Source organism: Actinomadura rubrisoli (genome assembly GCF_004349215.1).
Lineage (GTDB): Bacteria > Actinomycetota > Actinomycetes > Streptosporangiales > Streptosporangiaceae > Spirillospora > Spirillospora rubrisoli.
Map to the genome: position 1 here is coordinate 1 of NZ_SMKU01000198.1, position 17105 is coordinate 17105.

The 17105-nt window shown below is 73.5% G+C and carries 17 protein-coding genes; 5 read left to right on the forward strand and 12 right to left on the reverse strand.

The window, feature by feature from the left end; translation table 11 throughout:
- Positions 1-31: 31 nt before the first annotated feature.
- Both E1298_RS51305 and E1298_RS29600 read right to left on the reverse strand, forming a co-directional pair.
- Positions 32-2908 (reverse strand): ABC transporter substrate-binding protein, encoded by a 2877-nt coding sequence (locus E1298_RS51305; RefSeq protein WP_131899021.1) that lies wholly within the window; start codon positions 2906-2908, stop codon positions 32-34.
- A 42-nt stretch (positions 2909-2950) separates the two neighbouring features.
- Positions 2951-4657, reverse strand: a complete 1707-nt coding sequence (locus E1298_RS29600) for a serine/threonine-protein kinase (RefSeq protein ID WP_131899023.1) — start codon at positions 4655-4657, stop codon at positions 2951-2953.
- Between the two features lie 507 nt (positions 4658-5164).
- On the opposite strand from E1298_RS29600, the gene E1298_RS29605 reads away from it, so the two are divergent.
- Together E1298_RS29605 and E1298_RS29610 are read left to right on the forward strand one after the other, a co-directional pair.
- Positions 5165-5461, forward strand: coding sequence for a DUF4193 domain-containing protein (locus E1298_RS29605; RefSeq protein WP_131740700.1), 297 nt, complete (start codon positions 5165-5167; stop codon positions 5459-5461).
- A gap of 14 nt (positions 5462-5475) precedes the next feature.
- Positions 5476-6297, forward strand: coding sequence for a hypothetical protein (locus tag E1298_RS29610; RefSeq protein ID WP_243725889.1), 822 nt, complete (start codon positions 5476-5478; stop codon positions 6295-6297).
- A 192-nt stretch (positions 6298-6489) separates the two neighbouring features.
- On the opposite strand, the gene E1298_RS29615 is transcribed toward E1298_RS29610, so the two are convergent.
- The gene (locus E1298_RS29615; RefSeq protein WP_131899025.1) at positions 6490-6777 is read right to left on the reverse strand and encodes a DUF4235 domain-containing protein; all 288 of its coding nucleotides are present in this window, start codon (positions 6775-6777) and stop codon (positions 6490-6492) included.
- Between the two features lie 128 nt (positions 6778-6905).
- Between E1298_RS29615 and valS the strand changes: the two genes are divergently transcribed.
- The gene (valS, locus tag E1298_RS29620; RefSeq protein WP_131899027.1) at positions 6906-9446 is read left to right on the forward strand and encodes a valine--tRNA ligase; all 2541 of its coding nucleotides are present in this window, start codon (positions 6906-6908) and stop codon (positions 9444-9446) included.
- Between the two features lie 72 nt (positions 9447-9518).
- Here valS and E1298_RS29625 read toward each other — a convergent pair whose 3' ends face one another.
- The 9 genes from E1298_RS29625 to E1298_RS48480 all read right to left on the reverse strand — a co-directional run bounded on the left by E1298_RS29625 (position 9519) and on the right by E1298_RS48480 (position 15045).
- On the reverse strand, positions 9519-10805 hold the full coding sequence (locus E1298_RS29625; RefSeq protein ID WP_131899029.1) for a cytochrome P450: 1287 nt from the start codon (positions 10803-10805) through the stop codon (positions 9519-9521).
- Positions 10806-10894: 89 nt separating this feature from the next.
- Positions 10895-11623, reverse strand: a complete 729-nt coding sequence (locus E1298_RS29630) for a YidC/Oxa1 family membrane protein insertase (protein ID WP_131899031.1) — start codon at positions 11621-11623, stop codon at positions 10895-10897.
- Between the two features lie 48 nt (positions 11624-11671).
- On the reverse strand, positions 11672-11971 hold the full coding sequence (locus E1298_RS29635; protein WP_131899033.1) for a DUF6412 domain-containing protein: 300 nt from the start codon (positions 11969-11971) through the stop codon (positions 11672-11674).
- A 60-nt stretch (positions 11972-12031) separates the two neighbouring features.
- The gene (locus tag E1298_RS29640) at positions 12032-12601 is read right to left on the reverse strand and encodes a hypothetical protein (protein ID WP_131899035.1); all 570 of its coding nucleotides are present in this window, start codon (positions 12599-12601) and stop codon (positions 12032-12034) included.
- Between the two features lie 18 nt (positions 12602-12619).
- A complete protein-coding gene (locus tag E1298_RS48470) occupies positions 12620-12781 on the reverse strand; it encodes a hypothetical protein (protein WP_165975728.1) in 162 nt (53 codons plus the stop codon).
- Positions 12769-13323, reverse strand: a complete 555-nt coding sequence (locus E1298_RS29645) for a hypothetical protein (protein WP_131899037.1) — start codon at positions 13321-13323, stop codon at positions 12769-12771. Before E1298_RS29645 ends, E1298_RS48470 begins: the two co-directional genes overlap by 13 nt.
- A complete protein-coding gene (locus E1298_RS29650) occupies positions 13320-13817 on the reverse strand; it encodes a hypothetical protein (RefSeq protein ID WP_131899039.1) in 498 nt (165 codons plus the stop codon). The genes E1298_RS29645 and E1298_RS29650 overlap by 4 nt, the downstream gene beginning before the upstream one ends.
- On the reverse strand, positions 13814-14347 hold the full coding sequence (locus tag E1298_RS48475; RefSeq protein WP_165975729.1) for a MauE/DoxX family redox-associated membrane protein: 534 nt from the start codon (positions 14345-14347) through the stop codon (positions 13814-13816). The genes E1298_RS29650 and E1298_RS48475 overlap by 4 nt, the downstream gene beginning before the upstream one ends.
- Positions 14344-15045, reverse strand: coding sequence for a hypothetical protein (locus E1298_RS48480; protein WP_165975730.1), 702 nt, complete (start codon positions 15043-15045; stop codon positions 14344-14346). The genes E1298_RS48475 and E1298_RS48480 overlap by 4 nt, the downstream gene beginning before the upstream one ends.
- A gap of 254 nt (positions 15046-15299) precedes the next feature.
- Here E1298_RS48480 and dut point away from each other — a divergent pair, with 254 nt between their 5' ends.
- Together dut and E1298_RS29665 are read left to right on the forward strand one after the other, a co-directional pair.
- On the forward strand, positions 15300-15773 hold the full coding sequence (dut, locus tag E1298_RS29660) for a dUTP diphosphatase (protein ID WP_131899041.1): 474 nt from the start codon (positions 15300-15302) through the stop codon (positions 15771-15773).
- 3 nt (positions 15774-15776) lie between these two features.
- The gene (locus E1298_RS29665) at positions 15777-16616 is read left to right on the forward strand and encodes a DUF3710 domain-containing protein (protein WP_131899043.1); all 840 of its coding nucleotides are present in this window, start codon (positions 15777-15779) and stop codon (positions 16614-16616) included.
- Positions 16617-17105 lie beyond the last annotated feature (489 nt).

The following is a 17105-nucleotide window of genomic DNA, read 5'->3' on the forward strand; positions in this document are numbered from 1 at the left end:
GTGCCAGGGCGGGCGGAGGGCGCCCGGCGGGTTACTTGAGGGCGGCGGTGGACAGCGTCGGATCGCCGTCGTAGTCCAGATCCAGGCCGACGTACTTGCCGCTCCGCAGCGCGCCGCGCCCGTCGTACAGGAGCGGGATCAGGGCCATGTCGTCCAGCGCCGTCTTCTCGGCCTGCCGGTAGAGGCCGGTACGGGCCTCGGCGGAACCGTTCCTCAGCGCGCTGGAGATGAGCTGGTCGAAACGCGTGTTCCTGTAGCCCGCGAGGTTGCTGTACTGGTTCTTCTCGGACGCAACGATGGTGCTGCCCAGCAGCGACCACAGCATCGTGTACGGGCCGGGGTAGTCCGGGCCCCACGCGTAGAACGCCAGACCGGAGGCGTCCTTGGCGACCAGGGCCTTGCGGTAGTCGGCGTACTTGGTGATCGGCGTCGACTTCATCTCGATCCTCCAGCCGAGCGTCGACTCAAGCTGGTTCTTCACCACCGCGGCCATCTTCTGGTAGATGGGCGACTCCTGCACGTAGAGCCGCACGGTCGCGCCGGGCTTCAGCCCGGCCTGGCCGGCGAGCGACCTCGCCTTGGCCGGATCCGGCGCGTCGCACGACGGGCAGGGGCGCGTCGTGCCGAACCCGGGCACGGCGGTCGGCACGAGTCCGTGGGCCGGCCGGTAGACGCCGCCGAAGACCTCGCTGATCTTGGCGCGGTCGAGGGCGTAGGACACCGCGAGCCGGGCGTTCCGGTCGGCCATCGGCCCCCGCGCGGTGAGCGGGACGAGCATCCGCGTGAACGGCATGGGCCGCGTGGTCAGGCCGCTCTGGCCCCGGACGGCGAGGGCGTCGTCGCTGGTGAGCTGGACCCACCCGTACTGGCCCGCGGCGAGACCCGCCCGGGCGGCCGCCGTGTCGGAGTTGAGCTGGACGGTGACCTGGTCCAGCCTGGTCTTACCGAGGGCCCAGGCGTCGTTGCGGACGAGCGTGACGCTCCTGTTCCTGATGTACTCCCCGAGCTTGAACGGGCCGTTGCCGATGGGCTTCTGGTTGTAGGCGCCGTTGTCGGGCTTCCCGGCGTCCCTCGGGACGGGCGCGAAGACGGGGTCGGCCAGGCGCGCGGGGAAGTCGCAGTTGGGGGACGTGAGCGCGACTTCGAGGCCGGACGCGGTGGCCCGCACCCCCGACAGCTCGGTGGCCCTGCCCTGCGAGACCTCGGTGAAGCCCTTGATGTCGGCCATCAGCACCGGGCCCGCGCCCAGGGCCGTCCCCGCGCTGCGGGCCCAGCCGCGGGCGAACGCCTGCGGGTCGACCGCCTCGCCGGTGCTGAACGTCGTGCCGGTCCGGATGGTGATCGACCAGTTCTCGCAGGTCGCGTCCGGCTTGATCACGGTGGCAAGGCGGTGGCGGAACGTGCCGTCCGGCGCCTGGTCGACCAGGCCGGTGAACAGCTGCTTGGGCAGGAACCGGTCGGTGCCGGTGAACGAGTGCGACGGGTCGATCTCGCCGCCGGTGTTGGTGGTCGTCGTCGCCGAGATCCGCAGCGTGCCGCCGGTCCGGCCGACGGGGACGGGCGGCGGCTTCGGCTTCGCCTCGTCCCCGAGCTGGAAGGCGATCACGGTTCCGGCGACCACGAGCGCGACCGCGGCGGCGCCTCCCGCGCCCGCCAGCACGCCGATGCCGCGCCGCCTGCCCCGCGCGGGCGGCCTGGTGAGGTCGCCGATCGGGGACGTCGCCCCGTTCGGCGGCCACCCGGGCCCACCGGGCGCCGTGCCCCACGGGCCGCCGGGCGGCTGCGCGCCGTGCCCCGGCGGCTGCGCGCCGCCGGGCATCCCGGGCGGCGGCGGGCCGGGCACCGGCAGCCCCGACGGCTGCGACGATCCCTGGGGCTGCGACGATCCCTGGGGCTGCGACAGGCCGTGCGGCTGGGACGAGCCCTGCGCGTGCGAGGGGTCCGGCGGTGCGTTCCGGGACGGGGAGAACGGCGGGAGCGGAGGCGGCGGCGAGGAGAGCAGCCGCGCGGACTCGGCGGCCGCCGCGGCGCCCTGGTTGAGCATCGTGGCGTCCTCGGACCCCGCGGCGTCCCGTCCGGCACCGGGCCTGGGCAGGCTCCCGGCGAGGCTCAGCAGGTGCGCGAGGACCTGCTGGGAGGCGGGACGCAACGAGGGGTCCTTGCTGAGGCAGCCGGCGACCAGGCCGCGCAGCGGGTCGGGCAGCGCGCCGAGGTCCGGGGCCAGGTTGAGGATACGGTGCATGACCGCCGGGATGGAGTCCTGCCCGAACGCGGGACGGACCGTCGCGGCGTACACCATCGTGGCGCCCCACGCCCACACGTCCGCCGCAGGGCCGACCGGCGCCCCGGAGATCTGCTCCGGCGCCATGTAGGCGGGGGTGCCGATGGCCGTGCTGGACATCGTGCCCGTCGCGTCCAGGGCGCGGGCGATCCCGAAGTCGATGACGCGCGGGCCGTCCGGCGCGAGCAGGACGTTGGCGGGCTTGAAGTCGCGGTGCACGACCCCGGCCTGGTGGATGGCCGTGAGCGCCGTCATCGTGCCGATCGCGACGCGGTCGAGGTCGGCGCCGCCGCGCGCGCCCTCCGCGGACAGCACCGCCGACAGCGACGGCCCGTCGATGTACTCGCTGACGATGTAGGGCCGGTCGCCCTCGACGTCGGAGTCCAGGACGCGGGCCGTGCAGAACGGCGAGACCCGCTTGGCCACCGCCACCTCGGCCGCGAACCGGGACCTGGCCTTCGGGTCGCCGCTGAACCGCGCGTGCAGCAGCTTCACCGCGACCTGGTGGCCCGGTTCGTCCTCGGCGAGGAACACCGCCCCCTGCCCGCCCTCGCCGAGCAGGCCGGTCAGCCGGTAGGGCCCGAGTTGGGCAGGATCGCCCGCGCGTAGAGGGGCGATCTCTGCCATCTGCGTCCTTCCGGGGGAGGGGGGCGGTGCGGTGTCGCTCGTCTACTGCTTGCTCACGTACCCGTACGCGCCCGCGGTGACGTCGGACTGCCTCTGCCGCCACTCCCACCGCATGGTCGTGCCCGTGGACGAGGGGGTGAACGTGATGTAGCCCGCCGCGCACTGCGTCGACGACATCCCGGCCATCGGCGTCTCGCTGAACAGCAGCTTGCCGGTGCTCTGGTCGTTGGACAGCAGCGAGAGCCTGGTGAAGCAGGTGGGCGAGCTGGTGTAGGTGTAGCGGGCCGTGCCGAACGTGTTGATCAGCGCGAACCGCACCTGGAAGCTCGACCGGCCGGTGGGGGCCCCCGGCTGGAGCCCCGTGCCCGAGAACGTTCCGATGACACCGCCGGTCGTCGACGGGCTCGGAGTGCTCGGCGTGTAGGTGTAGCGGCTGGCCGGCGTCGAGATCGGGTCGTCGTCGCCGTCGGCGTTCACGACGATCACCACGACGATCACGATGATGAACAGCAGCGCCAGCACGCCGCAGCCGATCGCGATGATCGGCCCGGGCGAGGTGCCCTGCCGCGCCGGCCGCGGCGGCCCGTAGGACGGCGGGCCCGGCGGGACGGGCCCGCCGTGCTGCATCGGCGGCTGGAAGGAGGGCGGCGCCGACGACGCGTTCGGCACCCCCGCGCCCTGGTACATCGGCATCGGCGGCGGGGTGATCGGCTGCGGCGGGGGCGTGTTCGGGCCCGGCATCCCGCCCTGGTGCATCGCCCCCTGGTGCATCGGCCCCTGGTTCATCGGCATGGGGGGCGGGGTGATCGGCTGCGGCGGCGGCGTGTGCCGCGCCTGCGGGACCGGCGGCGGAGCCGGGAGCTGCGCGGCGATGCGGGTGCCCTGGTTGAGCAGGTCCTCCTGGCCGCCCGGGCCCGCCGGGGCGGCGCCGACATGGCCCAGCAGGTTCAGCAGCAGCTGGGCGGCCGGCGGGCGCAGCCCCGCGTCCTTGGACAGGCAGCGGCCCACCAGGTCGCGCACCGGGCCGGGCGGCAGCGCCGACAGGTCCGGCTCCTCGTTGAGGATCCGGTTGATGATCACCGGCAGGGTGTCGGCCTCGAACGGGGACTGGCCGGTCGCGGCGAACACCATGGTCGCGCCCCAGGCGAAGATGTCCACCGCGGGCGTCAGGGGCGCGCCCGTGAGCTGCTCGGGCGCCAGGTAGCCGGGGGTGCCCACGACCATGCCGGTCGCGGTGACCGCGCTCTCCTGCGAGTTGACCGTCCGGGCGATGCCGAAGTCGACGACGCGCGGGCCGTCGGAGGCCAGCATGACGTTGTTGGGCTTGAAGTCGCGGTGCACGATGCCGGCCTCGTGGATGGCCGCCAGGGCCGTCGCCGTGCCGATCGCCAGCCGCTCCAGCTCGGCGGCCCCGCGCGGGCCGTTGTGCGCGACCACGTCGTGCAGCGACGGGCCGTCGATGAACTCGCTGACGACGTACGGCTGGTCGCCGTGGACGTCGGCCTCGATCACCCGGGCCGTGCAGAAGGCCTCGACCTTCTGCGCCGCGCTCACCTCGCGGGTGAACCGCGCACGGGCCGCCGGATCGTTCGCCATCTGCGCGTGCAGCAGCTTGACGGCGACGTAGGCGCCCCCGGGCGCCTTCCCCAGGAAGACGGCGCCCTGCCCCCCTGCGCCGAGCCGTCCGACGACCTCGTACTGTCCCAGTGCACTAGGATCGCCTGGCTCCAGCGGAGCGGCATCCGGCATCTGACCCTCCAGTGACCCGCGGTGATGTACCGCGATATTGTGCGCCGAGTCCTGCGGAGAGGCCACATCCGGCGCATGCCGGACCGTCCCCCGCGGGGCCCGCCCCCCAACCATCAGGCGGGCACGATATCGCGTTACTTCAGACGTTTCACCGATGCGTCTGGTTCAGCGGCCGACCAGCCGTTTCGGCCCGCGCGACATCGGAGGGCCGGTCGGCGCGCACAACGCCGCCGGGACCGATATGATCCCCGCCGCCGCGGGATCCCCGGCGGGCGTCCCGGTTCAGATGATCCACACCGTGGCACCGGCCGGGTATGTGATGGAAGACACAGGACGAGGAATGGATTCGGGTGATCGGTGTCACTCGTGGGAACGGTCGCGCCTCGTGTGTCGCAGGTCACCAACCGTGACAGAATTTCCCGCCCGGATCGGGCACAAGAACGGCCCCCCGAGCGTTAGATCCGCGCGACGGGGCGCATAAAGCACTGAGGGGGATGGAGATAGAAGATGGCGACCGACTACGACAGCCCACGCAAGACAGACGACGACCTCAACGAGGACAGCCTCCAGGAGCTGCAGGCGCGGCGCGCCGACAAGGCCGCGAGCATCATCGACGAGGACCTGGACGCCGGTGAGGTCGCCGAGCTGCCCGGCGCCGACCTGTCGAACGAGGAGCTCACCTTCCGGGTGGTTCCGCGGCAGGCCGACGAGTTCACCTGCACCCGCTGCTTCCTGGTGCACCACCGCAGCCAGCTGGCCACCGAGAAGAACGGCCAGCCGATCTGCCGCGAGTGCGCCGCCTGACCGGGAGTGGCCGGGTGACGGGAGATCTGGAGAAGCGCCACGACGATGTGGAGCCGGCGCCCGGCGACGGCTCCACCGAGATCGGCGAGCTGATCGGCCGGCTCGCCGGTGACGACGACCTCGACCGCGAGACCCGCGGCCGCCTCCTCGGGCGACTGGCCAGGCTGCTCGGCCAGAGCGCCCGCAAGGTGGGCGCCGCGGGCATCGCGCGGGGCCGCTGGCTGGGCGACCTGCTCCTGGAGGCCGCCCCGCACATCCCCATCCGCGATCTGGAGACGCTGCGGCGCCACCACCACGACCTGACGGGCGAGGCGCTCGCCGACAGCGTCGTCCGGGTGGCCGGCAACGCCACCACCGCGGTCGGCGCGGCCGGCGGGGCCCTCGCCGCGGTGGAGTTCGCCGCGCCGCCGCTGCTGCTGACGGCGCCCGCCCAGCTCGCCGCCGAGACCCTCGCGGTCGCGGCGATCGAGGTGAAGATGATCGCCGAGCTGCACGAGGTGTACGGCGTCCGCGTCGAGGGCACGGGCACCGCGCGCGGCGGCGCGTTCGTCACGTCCTGGGCCCGGCAGCGCGGCATCAACCCCCTGAAGAACGAGTCCCTCACCAACGCGCTGGGCTCGGCCGCCAAGGCGGCGCTGCGCAAGCGGATGCTCCGCACGTTCGGGCGCAGCCTGAGCACGATGGGCCCGTTCCTGACCGGCGCCGCCGCGGGCGCCGCCCTCAACCGCGCGGCGACCAAGAGCCTGGCCACGCGGATCCGCAACGACCTGCGGAGCAACACCGGGTCGCCGCCCCCGCTTCCCGGCGACCACCGCTACCTCAAGGGCGGAGACTGACCCGTCCCGCCGCCTCGCGTCCGGCGCCCTCCGCCCTGCCCGGCCCCCCTACGGGCACCAGGCGGACGGGTACCCGGACGAGAACGGCACCCGCTCGCACGTGAAACGCGTCGTGGCCGGCCCCGCCGTAACGACGGGACCGGCCACGACGACGCGTGCGCCCGGCGGCGGCCGCCCTCTATCGGGAGGCCGTCAGGCGTCCACCTTCAGGTGGGAAGGCAGCTCGCCCGTGTCCTTGGCCCACTGCCGGGCGGCGGCCCGGGTGGCCAGCAGGCGCGCCAGCTCCATGCCGACGCCCATGACCACGGCCCACCCGATCGCCTCGGTCAGCGCCACGTCGGGGGACTCGGGATTGGTCGGCGGCTCCTTCCCGGTGGCCTTCTTCCACGCCAGCGTGATCACCTTCTTCGCGACGAAGCCGCCCGCGAAGGCCGCGGCGCCGGCCATCGCCCGATAGCCGATGTCGCCCTTGTCCGCCATGATCGTCCTCCAGTCGTCCTGTCCGCTCCGACGCTACCGGAACCGCCCGCTCCCGGCGGCGATGCGGTCGCCGCGTCGGCGCGGCTCAATTGGGATGCGGCCGGGCCCGATGTCAATACCATTGGCCCATGACAGAGCTGCCGCGTACTCCGAGCGTCCCTTCCAAGCCCTCCCTGGACGGCCTGGAGGACAAGTGGGTACCGGCCTGGGAGGACGGCGGCGTCTACCGCTTCGACCGCACCAGGCCGCGCGGCGAGGTCTACTCCATCGACACCCCGCCGCCCACGGTGAGCGGCTCCCTCCATGTCGGCCACGTCTTCTCCTACACCCACACCGACGCCGTCGCCCGGTACCACCGCATGCGCGGTCGGGCGGTCTTCTACCCCATGGGCTGGGACGATAACGGCCTGCCCACCGAGCGGCGCGTCCAGAACCACTTCGGCGTCCGCTGCGATCCCTCGCTCCCGTACGTGCCCGGCTTCACGCCGCCGGACAAGCCCGACCCCAAGCGCCAGCTCCCGGTGTCGCGCCGCAACTTCATCGAGCTGTGCGAGCGGCTCACCGCGGTCGACGAGAAGGCGTTCGAGGAGATGTGGCGCCGCGTCGGACTGTCGGTCGACTGGAGCCACCTGTACACCACGATCGGCGACGCCTCCCGGACGGCGTCGCAGCGGGCGTTCCTGCGGAACCTGGCGCGCGGCGAGGCGTACGTCTCCGAGGCGCCGACGCTGTGGGACGTGACGTTCCGCACCGCCGTCGCGCAGGCCGAACTGGAGGACCGCGAGCAGCCCGGCGCGTTCTACCGGATCCGCTTCCACGGCGACGACCGTCCCGTCTACATCGAGACGACGCGTCCCGAACTGCTGCCCGCCTGCGTCGCGCTGGTCGCGCACCCCGACGACGAGCGCTACCGGGAGCTGTTCGGGACGACCGTCCGCACGCCGCTGTTCGGCGCCCGAGTCCCCGTCCTCGCGCACCGGCTGGCCGAGCCCGACAAGGGCTCGGGCATCGCGATGGTCTGCACCTTCGGCGACGTCACCGACGTCGTCTGGTGGCGCGAGCTGAACCTGCCGACCCGCGCGGTCATCGACTGGGACGGGCGGCTGGCGGCCGAGCCGCCGGAGGGCGTCCCGGCGCACCCCTACGGCGAGCTGGCGGGCAAGACGGTGTTCTCCGCCAAGGCGCGCGTCGCCGAGCTGCTGCGCAAGTCCGGCGACCTGGACGGCGAGCCCCGCGAGATCAGCCGCCCGGTGAAGTTCTACGAGAAGGGCAGCAAGCCCCTGGAGATCGTCACGACCCGCCAGTGGTACATCCGCAACGGCGGCCGCGACGCCGGGACCCGCGCCGAGCTGCTCGCCCGCGGCCGGGAGCTGCGCTGGCACCCCGGCTACATGCGGGCCCGCTACGAGAACTGGGTCGAGGGCCTCAACGGCGACTGGCTGATCTCACGGCAGCGGTTCTTCGGCGTGCCGATCCCGGTCTGGTACCGGCTGGACGACGCGGGCGAGCCGCTCTACGACGACCCGATCACCCCGTCCGAGGACGCCCTGCCGGTCGACCCGTCGTCCGACGTCCCGCCCGGGTTCACCGAGGACCGGCGCGGCAAGCCGAACGGGTTCGCCGGCGACCCCGACGTCATGGACACCTGGGCCACCTCGTCGCTGACCCCGCAGATCGCGGGCGGCTGGGAGCGCGACGCCGACCTGTTCGGGCGCGTCTTCCCCTACAGCCTGCGGCCCCAGGGGCACGACATCATCCGCACCTGGCTGTTCTCGACGGTCGTCCGCTCGCACCTGGAGCACGGCTCCCTGCCGTGGACCGACACCGCGCTGTCCGGGTGGATCCTCGACCCCGACCGCAAGAAGATGTCCAAGTCCAAGGGCAACGTGGTCACGCCGATCGACCTGCTGCGCGAGTACGGCTCCGACGCCGTCCGCTACTGGTCGGCCAGCGGGCGGCCCGGCACCGACACCGCGTTCGACACGGGCCAGATCAAGGTCGGGCGGCGGCTCGCCATCAAGATCCTCAACGCGTCCAAGTTCGTGCTCGGGCTCGGCGAGGTCAGCGGCGGCGTGGGCACGGACGCGGCGGTCACCGAGCCGCTCGACAAGGCGATGCTGGCCGCGCTGTCCGGTGTCGTCCAGGACGCGACAGAGGCGTTCGAGGGCTACGACTACACGCGGGCCCTGGAGCGCACAGAGCGATTCTTCTGGGAGTTCTGCGACGACTATCTGGAGCTGGTCAAGGCCCGCGCCTACGGGGAGGGCGCGGCGGCGGAGTCGGCGCGCGCGGCCCTGCGCACCGCCCTGTCGGTGCTGCTGCGCCTGTTCGCGCCCGTCCTGCCGTTCGTGACCGAGGAGGTCTGGTCGTGGTGGCGGGAGGGCTCGGTGCACGCCGCGTCCTGGCCCGTCCCGGCGGAGCTGCCGCCCGGCGGCGACCCGGCCGTGCTGGCCGCGACGGGCGAGGCGCTCCGGCAGGTCCGCAAGGCCAAGTCGGCGGCGAAGGCGTCGATGCGCGCCGACGTCTCGCGCGCCGTCGTCCGCGGCGCCGAGGTGACCCGCATCGCGCGGCCTGACCTGGCCGCCGCCGGGCGGATCGCCGAGCTGACGCTGGAGGACGCGCCCGCCGAGCTGACCGTCGACGTCACACTGGCCCCGGCCGCCCCCTGACGCCGGGCACTCCGGGACCACCGGCTCGGCCCCCGCGTTATTGAACCGAGCCGAGGCGGGGGCCCGCGCGTGTCAGAACGTGCAGGGCAGGTGCTTGATGCCGTTGATGAAGTTGGAGTAGAGCAGGTCCGGCTCCCCGGACGCGCGGATGCCCGGGACCCGCGTGAACAGCTCGCGGAACATCACCGTGATCTCCCGCCGGGCGAGGTTGGCGCCGAGGCAGAAGTGCGGGCCCGGGCCTCCGAACGCCACGTGCGGGTTCGGCGAGCGGGTGATGTCGAACGCGTCGGGGTCCTCGAACACCGCGCCGTCCCGGTTGGCCGAGTTGTAGAACAGCAGGACCTTGTCGCCCGGCTTGTACCGCTGGCCGTTCATCACGTGCTCGCGGGTCACCGTCCGGCGGAACTGGATCACCGGCGTGGCCAGCCGGACGATCTCCTCGACGGCCCCCGGGGCCCGCCCGTCGAAGTCCTCCATCAGCAGGGCCCGCTGCCCGGGGTTGTCGGTGAACAGCTTGAGGCCGTGCGACATGGCGTTCCGCGTCGTCTCGTTCCCGGCGACGACGAGCAGGATGAAGAACGAGCCGATCTCCTGGTCGGTCAGCGTCTCCCCGTCCACGTTCGCCGTCACCAGCGCGGAGACCAGGTCGTCCCCGGGCTCCCGGCGCCGCCGCCTGGCCAGCTTCATGGCCAGGTGGTTCAGCTCGTACCCGGCGGTCATGGCCATGAGCAGGCCGTAGAGGACGCCGATGCGGGTGATGCCGTCGCGGTTGAAGTCCTTGCCGCCGGTGTACTCGGGGTCGCCGATGCCCAGGATGGTGTTCGTCCGCTCGTACACCATCGGGCGCGCCCGCTCCGGGATGCCCATCATGTCGCAGATGACCTGGACGGGCAGCCGCGCCGCGACCTCGGTGACGAAGTCGGCCGGGCCCCGCGCGAGCAGGTCGTCCACGATCCGCGTCGCGGTGGCCTGGAGGTCGGTCTCCAGCTTGGCGAGGATGCGCGGGGTGAACGCTCGCGACACGATCCGCCGGATCTTGGCGTGCCGCGGGTCGTCCATGTTGATCATCGAGCCGAAGTAGCGGGCCATGTACCGGGGCAGGTCGGCGATGCTGTTGGAGCACGGCTCGCTGCTGAACACCTCCGGCGTCCTGCTGGCCTCCACGACGTCGGCGTGCCGGGTCAGGGCGTAGTAGCCGGGCCCGTTGCGGATGAACGGCAGCTTCAGCTCGGGGAAGAACGCGGGACGCTCCCGCTCCCGCAGCCGGGCGAACGCGGCCGTCCGCTCGCCCGGAGGCAGGGACCAGAATCCCAGGTCCGACAGGTTGATCCCGGCCGTGTCCCGCGCTGTCGCCGTCAAGCCGCACCGTCCTCAGGGCCTCGTCAGAACGCCGTTCGGTTTCCATCGAAGCGAGGCCCCGGGACGCCGTCAACCCGATCGGCCCGAAATCACGCCGCCGCCACGATCCGGCGGTAAAGGACGGCGCGCTCCACGGCCGTCCAGAGGCCGGACGTCAGCAGGTACAGCCCCGCGGCCAGCGGCACGAACGCCGCCACCACCACGGTACCGAAGGGCATGATGCGGGCGACGGCGCCCATGGCCGCTTCGGCGCCCGTGCCCGTGCCCGCTGCGGCGCCGGCCTTGGCCGCCCGCCGGGACGTCCACAGGGCCACCGCCGCGAGCAGCGCGAACAGCCCGAGGAAGACCAGGGACGGCGGCGCGAACAGGCCCCCGCCCACGAGCCCGACCCAGTTCTGCCCCAGCGGCACCCCGAGGAGCGTGTGCGCGAGCAGCAGGTTCTGGTGCCCGGCGACCGACGCCGAGACGAACAGCCGGTACATGACCATGAAGATCGGCATCTGCGCGAACATCGGCAGGCACCCGGCGAGCGGCGTCGCGCCCTCCGCCTCGTACAGGGCGGCGGTCTCCCGCCGGAGGCGCTGCGGGTTCCGGGCGTGCTTGCTCTGGAGCGCCTGGATCTTGGGCAGGAGGCGGGACCGGACCCGCTCGCCCCGGGCGGCGGCGACGGCGAGCGGGACCAGGAGCAGCCGCACCGCGGCCGTGAACACGGTGATCGCGGCGGCGGTGGCCAGGCCGCCCGCGACGGGGCGCAGGAGATCGGACAGCCCGGTGACGAGGTCGTAGGCGAGCGAGACGGGGGTGTCGAGCAGGAACATCGGAGCCCTTCCGGAGGGAGGCGGAGATCGACGGCGTTCCGGCCGCGCTCAGGCGGCCGCGATCTCCGGTCCGGGGGCTCTCGGACGGGGCCGTCCCGCCGCGTCCGGGTCGCGCTGGGGCAGGAAGGCGGTGCGCAGCGTCCGCTCGCGCAGGGTCGTCCGGACCCGGGCGAGCGCCGCGCGCCGTCCCCGGTGCACCGCGCCCAGGCGCACGGCCGCCACCACCAGCAGCCCCGCCACGGTGAAGGTCGCCAGCGCCAGCAGCGCGGGCTGCCCCGGCGACGGCCCCGCCCATTCGGCCACGGCGAACGTCCGCAGCACCACGGCGATCACCAGCGACCACAGCACGAGTCCTCCAGGTTCCGAACTACTCGACGCCCGGCGCCCCCGTCCGGTTCCCGAACCGCGTCAGCCGGAGCGGGGGAGGAGCATCAGGAGGGCCAGGGCCGTCAGGGAGGCCAGGGCGGCGACGGACGTGACGCTGTGGATGCGGGCGGCGATGGACGCGTCGCGGTGGTCGTCGCGGGAGACGTAGGTGAGCAGGGCGCTCAGCGCTCTGCCCAGGCCGAAGGCCGCGCCGGCCAGGAGCGTCGGCACCGGGCCCTGGTGGCTGAGGAGGAGGCCGAGGGCCAGGACGTACGGGCTGCTCGCCGGCACGTAGGTCCGGACGCCGGTGCCGAGCTCGAAGCCGAACTGAAGCGAGCCCACGCGCAGCCGGGCCTGGAGGACCTCCTGCGGGATCTGCCGGGCGTTCTGCGGCAGCGGCACGCGGACCAGCCCCAGCTCGCGCGCCGCGCCCACCGCCGCGACCGCCAGGATCCCGGACGCCCGGACGGGCCCGGGCAGCGGCGCCGCGAGGCCGGACAGCAGCCAGACCACCGCTGCGCTCAGCGTGCCCCCGAGCAGCAGCCCGAGGGTGAAGACGGCCAGGACCTCGCCCTGCCGTACGGGGGCCCGCCAACCTGGCGAGAACAGCACGGATTCGCTGTTGCGCGTTCAAACGCTGCCCGACAGCGCGTACCCGGCCAGCGCGCCCACCGAGGCCCAGCACAGGACGGCGGCGTCCAGCGCGCCCGCCGCCACCGCCAGGAGCGCGAGGGCCGGGACGGGAAGGAACGGGTCGGTCAGGCCCCGCCGGACGGTGGTCAGTTCTTGCACGCCGTCGCCTTGCGGCAGATGGTCTTGTACCAGTTGCCCTTCTTGGTCTTGTTCCAGCCGTCGTGGCAGCGCCAGGTGACGCCCTTGCCGCAGCGTCCGCACTTCCTGGAGTACGCCCAGCTCCAGCCGTCGTAGCCGCTGCCGTGGCACTGGTTGGGGCGCAGCTTGTACCAGCCCGGGTGCGACGTCCCGGACTTGTGGAAGCCCTTGTACGTCCCGCTCGTCCGGCAGCACCAGCTGCACACATAGCTCGGGCCGCAGCCCGGAGAGCAGTTGTGGTTGGACGCGTACGAGGGGCAGCGCGGATAGATGTCGTAGTAGCCGGCCAGGCTGAACCCGGACGAGATGGCCTGGCGCGCGGGCGGGAACACGCCGAGCGCGTTCAGCCCGGCCGCGGCCCCGGCGGCGGCGAGCCCCGCCAGCAGGCTGCGACGCGCGGGCCTGAACCCCGGCCCGTCGCCGGAGACGGGACGGCGGCGGACCCGCTGGGCACCCGGCGGGCGGGTGCCGCGCAGCGGCGGGACGTCCTCCAGCTCGATCATCGCGCCGCCTCCAGGGCCAGCTCGCGCAGCGCCTCGGCCGATCCGACGGGCTCGGACGCGCGGACCCGCCCGTCCGCTCCGACGATCACCGCGAACGGGGTGGCCGGGACGCGGTACTCGGCGAACAGGCCGTCCCGCTCGCCCGCCAGCACGGTCGGCCCATCGGGCGCCGAGCCGGACGCCGGGCCGGGCGCCGGGCCGGGCGCCGCGTCGGGCGCCGGGCCGGAGAAGATCGCGTGGAGCGGGCGCCCCAGGTCGCCGGCGGCGGAGAGCACGTCGGCGCAGACGCCGCAGTCGCGGTCCAGGAAGAGCAGCAGCCCCGGGCCGAGCCGGTCGAAGGCGGGCGCGGGGGTGCCGGTCGCGGGCCCGAGCGCGGCCGGTCCCGGCGCGCCGGTCCCGAGCGCGTGGACCTGCCGGACGAGGCCGGCGACCACCAGGGCGAGCAGCAGGATCGCGACCCATGACAACAGCAGCGCACTGTTCTGGAAGCTCATCCGGCCGGGCTCCTCTCTTCGGTCATGGCGTGCGGCAGCGACCAGAGGATCACCGCGAACCCCAGCCCCGCCGCGACGATGGTGGACATCTCGTACCGGGTCGGATCACCGGGAAGCCCCCACAGGGCCCCGGCGAGCGCCAGCGCCGCGAGGACGCCCGCGCGTCCCGCGACCCAGCCGGTCATGGGCGTCCCGGTGTTCCCCGCGCACCCGCACGGGACGCCCGGCCGCGTCCGCGCCACATAGGCGCCGTACGCGGTGTACAAGGCGAGCAGCCCGGCCGCGGCGGCCGACGCCGCGCGGAACGGCCCGTCCCGCCACAGGACGAGCCCGGCCGCGGACCCGGTGCCCGCCACCGCCTCCGCCGCGATCACGGCCGCCGCCAGCGGCCAGGCGAAGGACCGGGGGAGCGTGCGGTGCGCCCGCAGCGCCGCCGCGAGCGCGCCGGGCCGCCGGAGTTGCCCGTACAGCGACACCAGCAGGACGAGCGGGACCGCGACCGCCGCGATCCCGGCCAGCAGCCCGGTCACCGGATCGCCTCGACCGCCAGCCCCGCCAGCCGCGCGGGGACCTCGCGCACCCGGTCCTCGTCCGGGAGCACGGTCACCAGCAGCGACTTCAGCGCCAGCAGGAAGTAGGGGCCTTGGCCCTCCACGGTGTCCTGGAACAGCTCGCCGCCCGCCACTGGGGCCCCGCGCCACGGCGGCAGCCGCTTGCGGGTCTGCGCGGTCAGCGCCGTGATCTCCAGGAGCCCGAGGCCCGGGACCTCCTTGACCATCTCGGCGGGCTCGGGCCTGCGGGCCCGGCCGCGCGGGACGGCGGTGATCCCGTCCTCGTGCTCGGTCAGCCGGAGCGTGCCGAAGAACGCGACCGCGTCCGCCGGGCGCCCGTGGTAGAGGTGGGTGAACACCGCGTGGCGGCGGCCCTCCCAGACCGCCGCGAGGACGGGGTCGCTCACGTCCGTCTCGGTGTCGCGGCTCGCCGACCGGCCGACGCGCAGCCGCCCGCCGTCGATCCGGAACTCCTCGTCGAAGCGCTCCACCCCGATGTGCTCGGCCCAGGCGAGCGCGTCGTCCCGGGTGCCGCTGGAGATCTCGTGGAGCCGTCCGCCCTCGGCGATCCTCGCCACCGACGTGCACGGCCGCCCGAGATCGTGGGGGCCGGCGATCCGGACCCGGACCCCGTCGAGGGACCGGTGGGTGATCTTACCTGGTGAGAGGCCGCTCATACCGTGGCCCTTCGCGCGGAACATCCTTCATGTGACAGCCGCGACGGTACGCGTCTTCCCCCGCTTTGATGGCAAACCTTCCGGAAGCGGTCACTCTCCGGAGCGGGTAGGGTCACCGCCGGGACCAGCGCGCGCGGCGGCGTTTCAGCGGCGGACGCGAACCGGCTCCCCGGTAGGGTCGTGTGGCCTCTCGGCGGGCGCGGCCGCGGAGCCGGCGCGACGTCCCCGAGCACCAGCGAGCATGAGGTGGACCCGTGAGCAAGGTCGATGTGCTGATCCAGCGGCTCGATCCCGAGCTGCCCCTGCCGCGGTACGCGCACGCGGGCGACGCGGGCGCCGATCTGGTCGCCGCCGTCGACGTCGAGCTGCCGCCCGGCGAGCGCGCCGTCGTCCCGACCGGCATGGCCGTCGCGCTGCCCGACGGCTACGCCGCTTTCATTCACCCGCGCTCTGGTTTGGGCGCTAGGTTGGGGGTGACCATCGTCAACGCACCCGGTACGGTCGATGCCGGCTATCGGGGTGAGATCAAGGTGACCCTGCTGAACACCGACCCCCGCGCCGCCGTCACGCTGCGGCGCGGCGATCGCATCGCGCAGATGGTCGTGCAGCGGGTCGAGCGTGCGGTGTTCCACGAGGTCGCCAGGCTTCCCGGATCGGCGCGCGGAACCGGCGGATTCGGCTCCACGGGCGGGTTCGCGGATAATGAGCACAGTCGAGAAGGAGTGTGAGTCGTGGCTTTTGGACGTCGCCGGCAGGCCGAGGAGCCCGCGAAGGACCCCGGGGTGACCGAGGAGTCGGCGGAGACCGTCGACGAGGCCGCCGAAGATGAGGACGCCGAGGAGGCGACCGGCCAGGCGGAGCCCGCCGAGGGCGGCCCCTGGGACTCCGAGGACTCCTTCCCCGAGTTGCAGCGCCTCGATTTCGGGTCCCTCCAGGTGCCGGTGGCGCCCGGCCTGGGATTCCAGGTCAACTTCGAGGCCACCCAGGTGGACGAGGAGGGCAACCCCCTCGACGGGCGCCCCGTGGCGGTGCTGGTGCAGTACGAGGAGAGCGCCATGCAGCTCCAGGTGTTCGCCGCGCCGAAGCGCAGCGGCATCTGGGAGGACGTCCGGCGTGAGACCGCCAAGGACATCCAGGAGGAGGCGCAGGGCCAGACCCAGGAGGGCGAGGGCCCGTTCGGCCCCGAGCTGCTGGCCATGGTCCCCGCCGCGCTGACCGAGGAGGTCCTCGCGGAGATGCCGCAGGAGGTCCGCGAGCAGATCCCCGCCGAGTTCGTCGAGCAGGGCTGGGCGCCGCAGATCATCCGCTTCCTGGGCGTGGACGGCCCCCGCTGGTTCCTCCAGGCCGTGGTGCAGGGCGCCGCGATCGAGGACGAGGAGCAGTGGCAGGTGCTGGAGGACGTGCTGCGCGGCGTGGTCGTCGTCCGCGGCGACGCCCCCATGCCCCCGCGCGACCTGCTGGAGCTGCAGATCCCCCAGGAGTTCAGCGAGGCCGGGGAGGGCGACGAGGAGGGGGGCGTGCAGACCTTCGACCCCTTCGAGCGCGGCCCCGAGATCACCGAGGTCCGCTGACCCGGAGCGAGACGCCGCCCGCCGGCCCCGTACGCCTTTTCGGACGTACGGGCCGGCGGGTTTTCTGCTCCCCCCGTCCGGCCGTTCCCTTGCCTGGAGCGCGTTCCGGGTGGTCAATCGGGACATGTCGAAGAAGACGCGCAAACGCCGGGCCCGCAAACGCGGAAAGCACAACAAGGGCAAGCGGCCGAACGCCCGCCACTGACCCGCCTCGTGGGCGGGCAGCGGGTCGCCCGCTCCAGTCCTCAGGTATCTCTTGCATCACACCGTCCTCGCCACCCCCGTCAGGGATGTGTGAAGGAACCCCGCACCGGCGTAAGCGACGCGTACAGGAGGCGGTCGACGCCCGATAGCGCCTCTACCTTGAGGTTCGTCCGAGAGCTTCATGGAAGGGGTAGGGCGATGCGCGAGCTTCTGATCGTTCCGGTGCGGGAAGGGGGCGGCGGCGCGCTGGTGCTGCTGACCGCCCGGCTCGGCCGGGGCGGGGAC

Bases quoted from the DNA above. Each gene is read 5' to 3' on its own strand.
- E1298_RS51305 (WP_131899021.1), bottom strand. From the start codon at position 2,908: ATGGCAGAGATCGCCCCTCTACGCGCGGGCGATCCTGCCCAACTCGGG.
- E1298_RS29600 (WP_131899023.1), bottom strand. From the start codon at position 4,657: ATGCCGGATGCCGCTCCGCTGGAGCCAGGCGATCCTAGTGCACTGGGA.
- E1298_RS29605 (WP_131740700.1), top strand. From the start codon at position 5,165: ATGGCGACCGACTACGACAGCCCACGCAAGACAGACGACGACCTCAAC.
- E1298_RS29615 (WP_131899025.1), bottom strand. From the start codon at position 6,777: ATGGCGGACAAGGGCGACATCGGCTATCGGGCGATGGCCGGCGCCGCG.
- valS (WP_131899027.1), top strand. From the start codon at position 6,906: ATGACAGAGCTGCCGCGTACTCCGAGCGTCCCTTCCAAGCCCTCCCTG.
- E1298_RS29630 (WP_131899031.1), bottom strand. From the start codon at position 11,623: ATGTTCCTGCTCGACACCCCCGTCTCGCTCGCCTACGACCTCGTCACC.
- E1298_RS29645 (WP_131899037.1), bottom strand. From the start codon at position 13,323: ATGATCGAGCTGGAGGACGTCCCGCCGCTGCGCGGCACCCGCCCGCCG.
- E1298_RS29650 (WP_131899039.1), bottom strand. From the start codon at position 13,817: ATGAGCTTCCAGAACAGTGCGCTGCTGTTGTCATGGGTCGCGATCCTG.
- E1298_RS48480 (WP_165975730.1), bottom strand. From the start codon at position 15,045: ATGAGCGGCCTCTCACCAGGTAAGATCACCCACCGGTCCCTCGACGGG.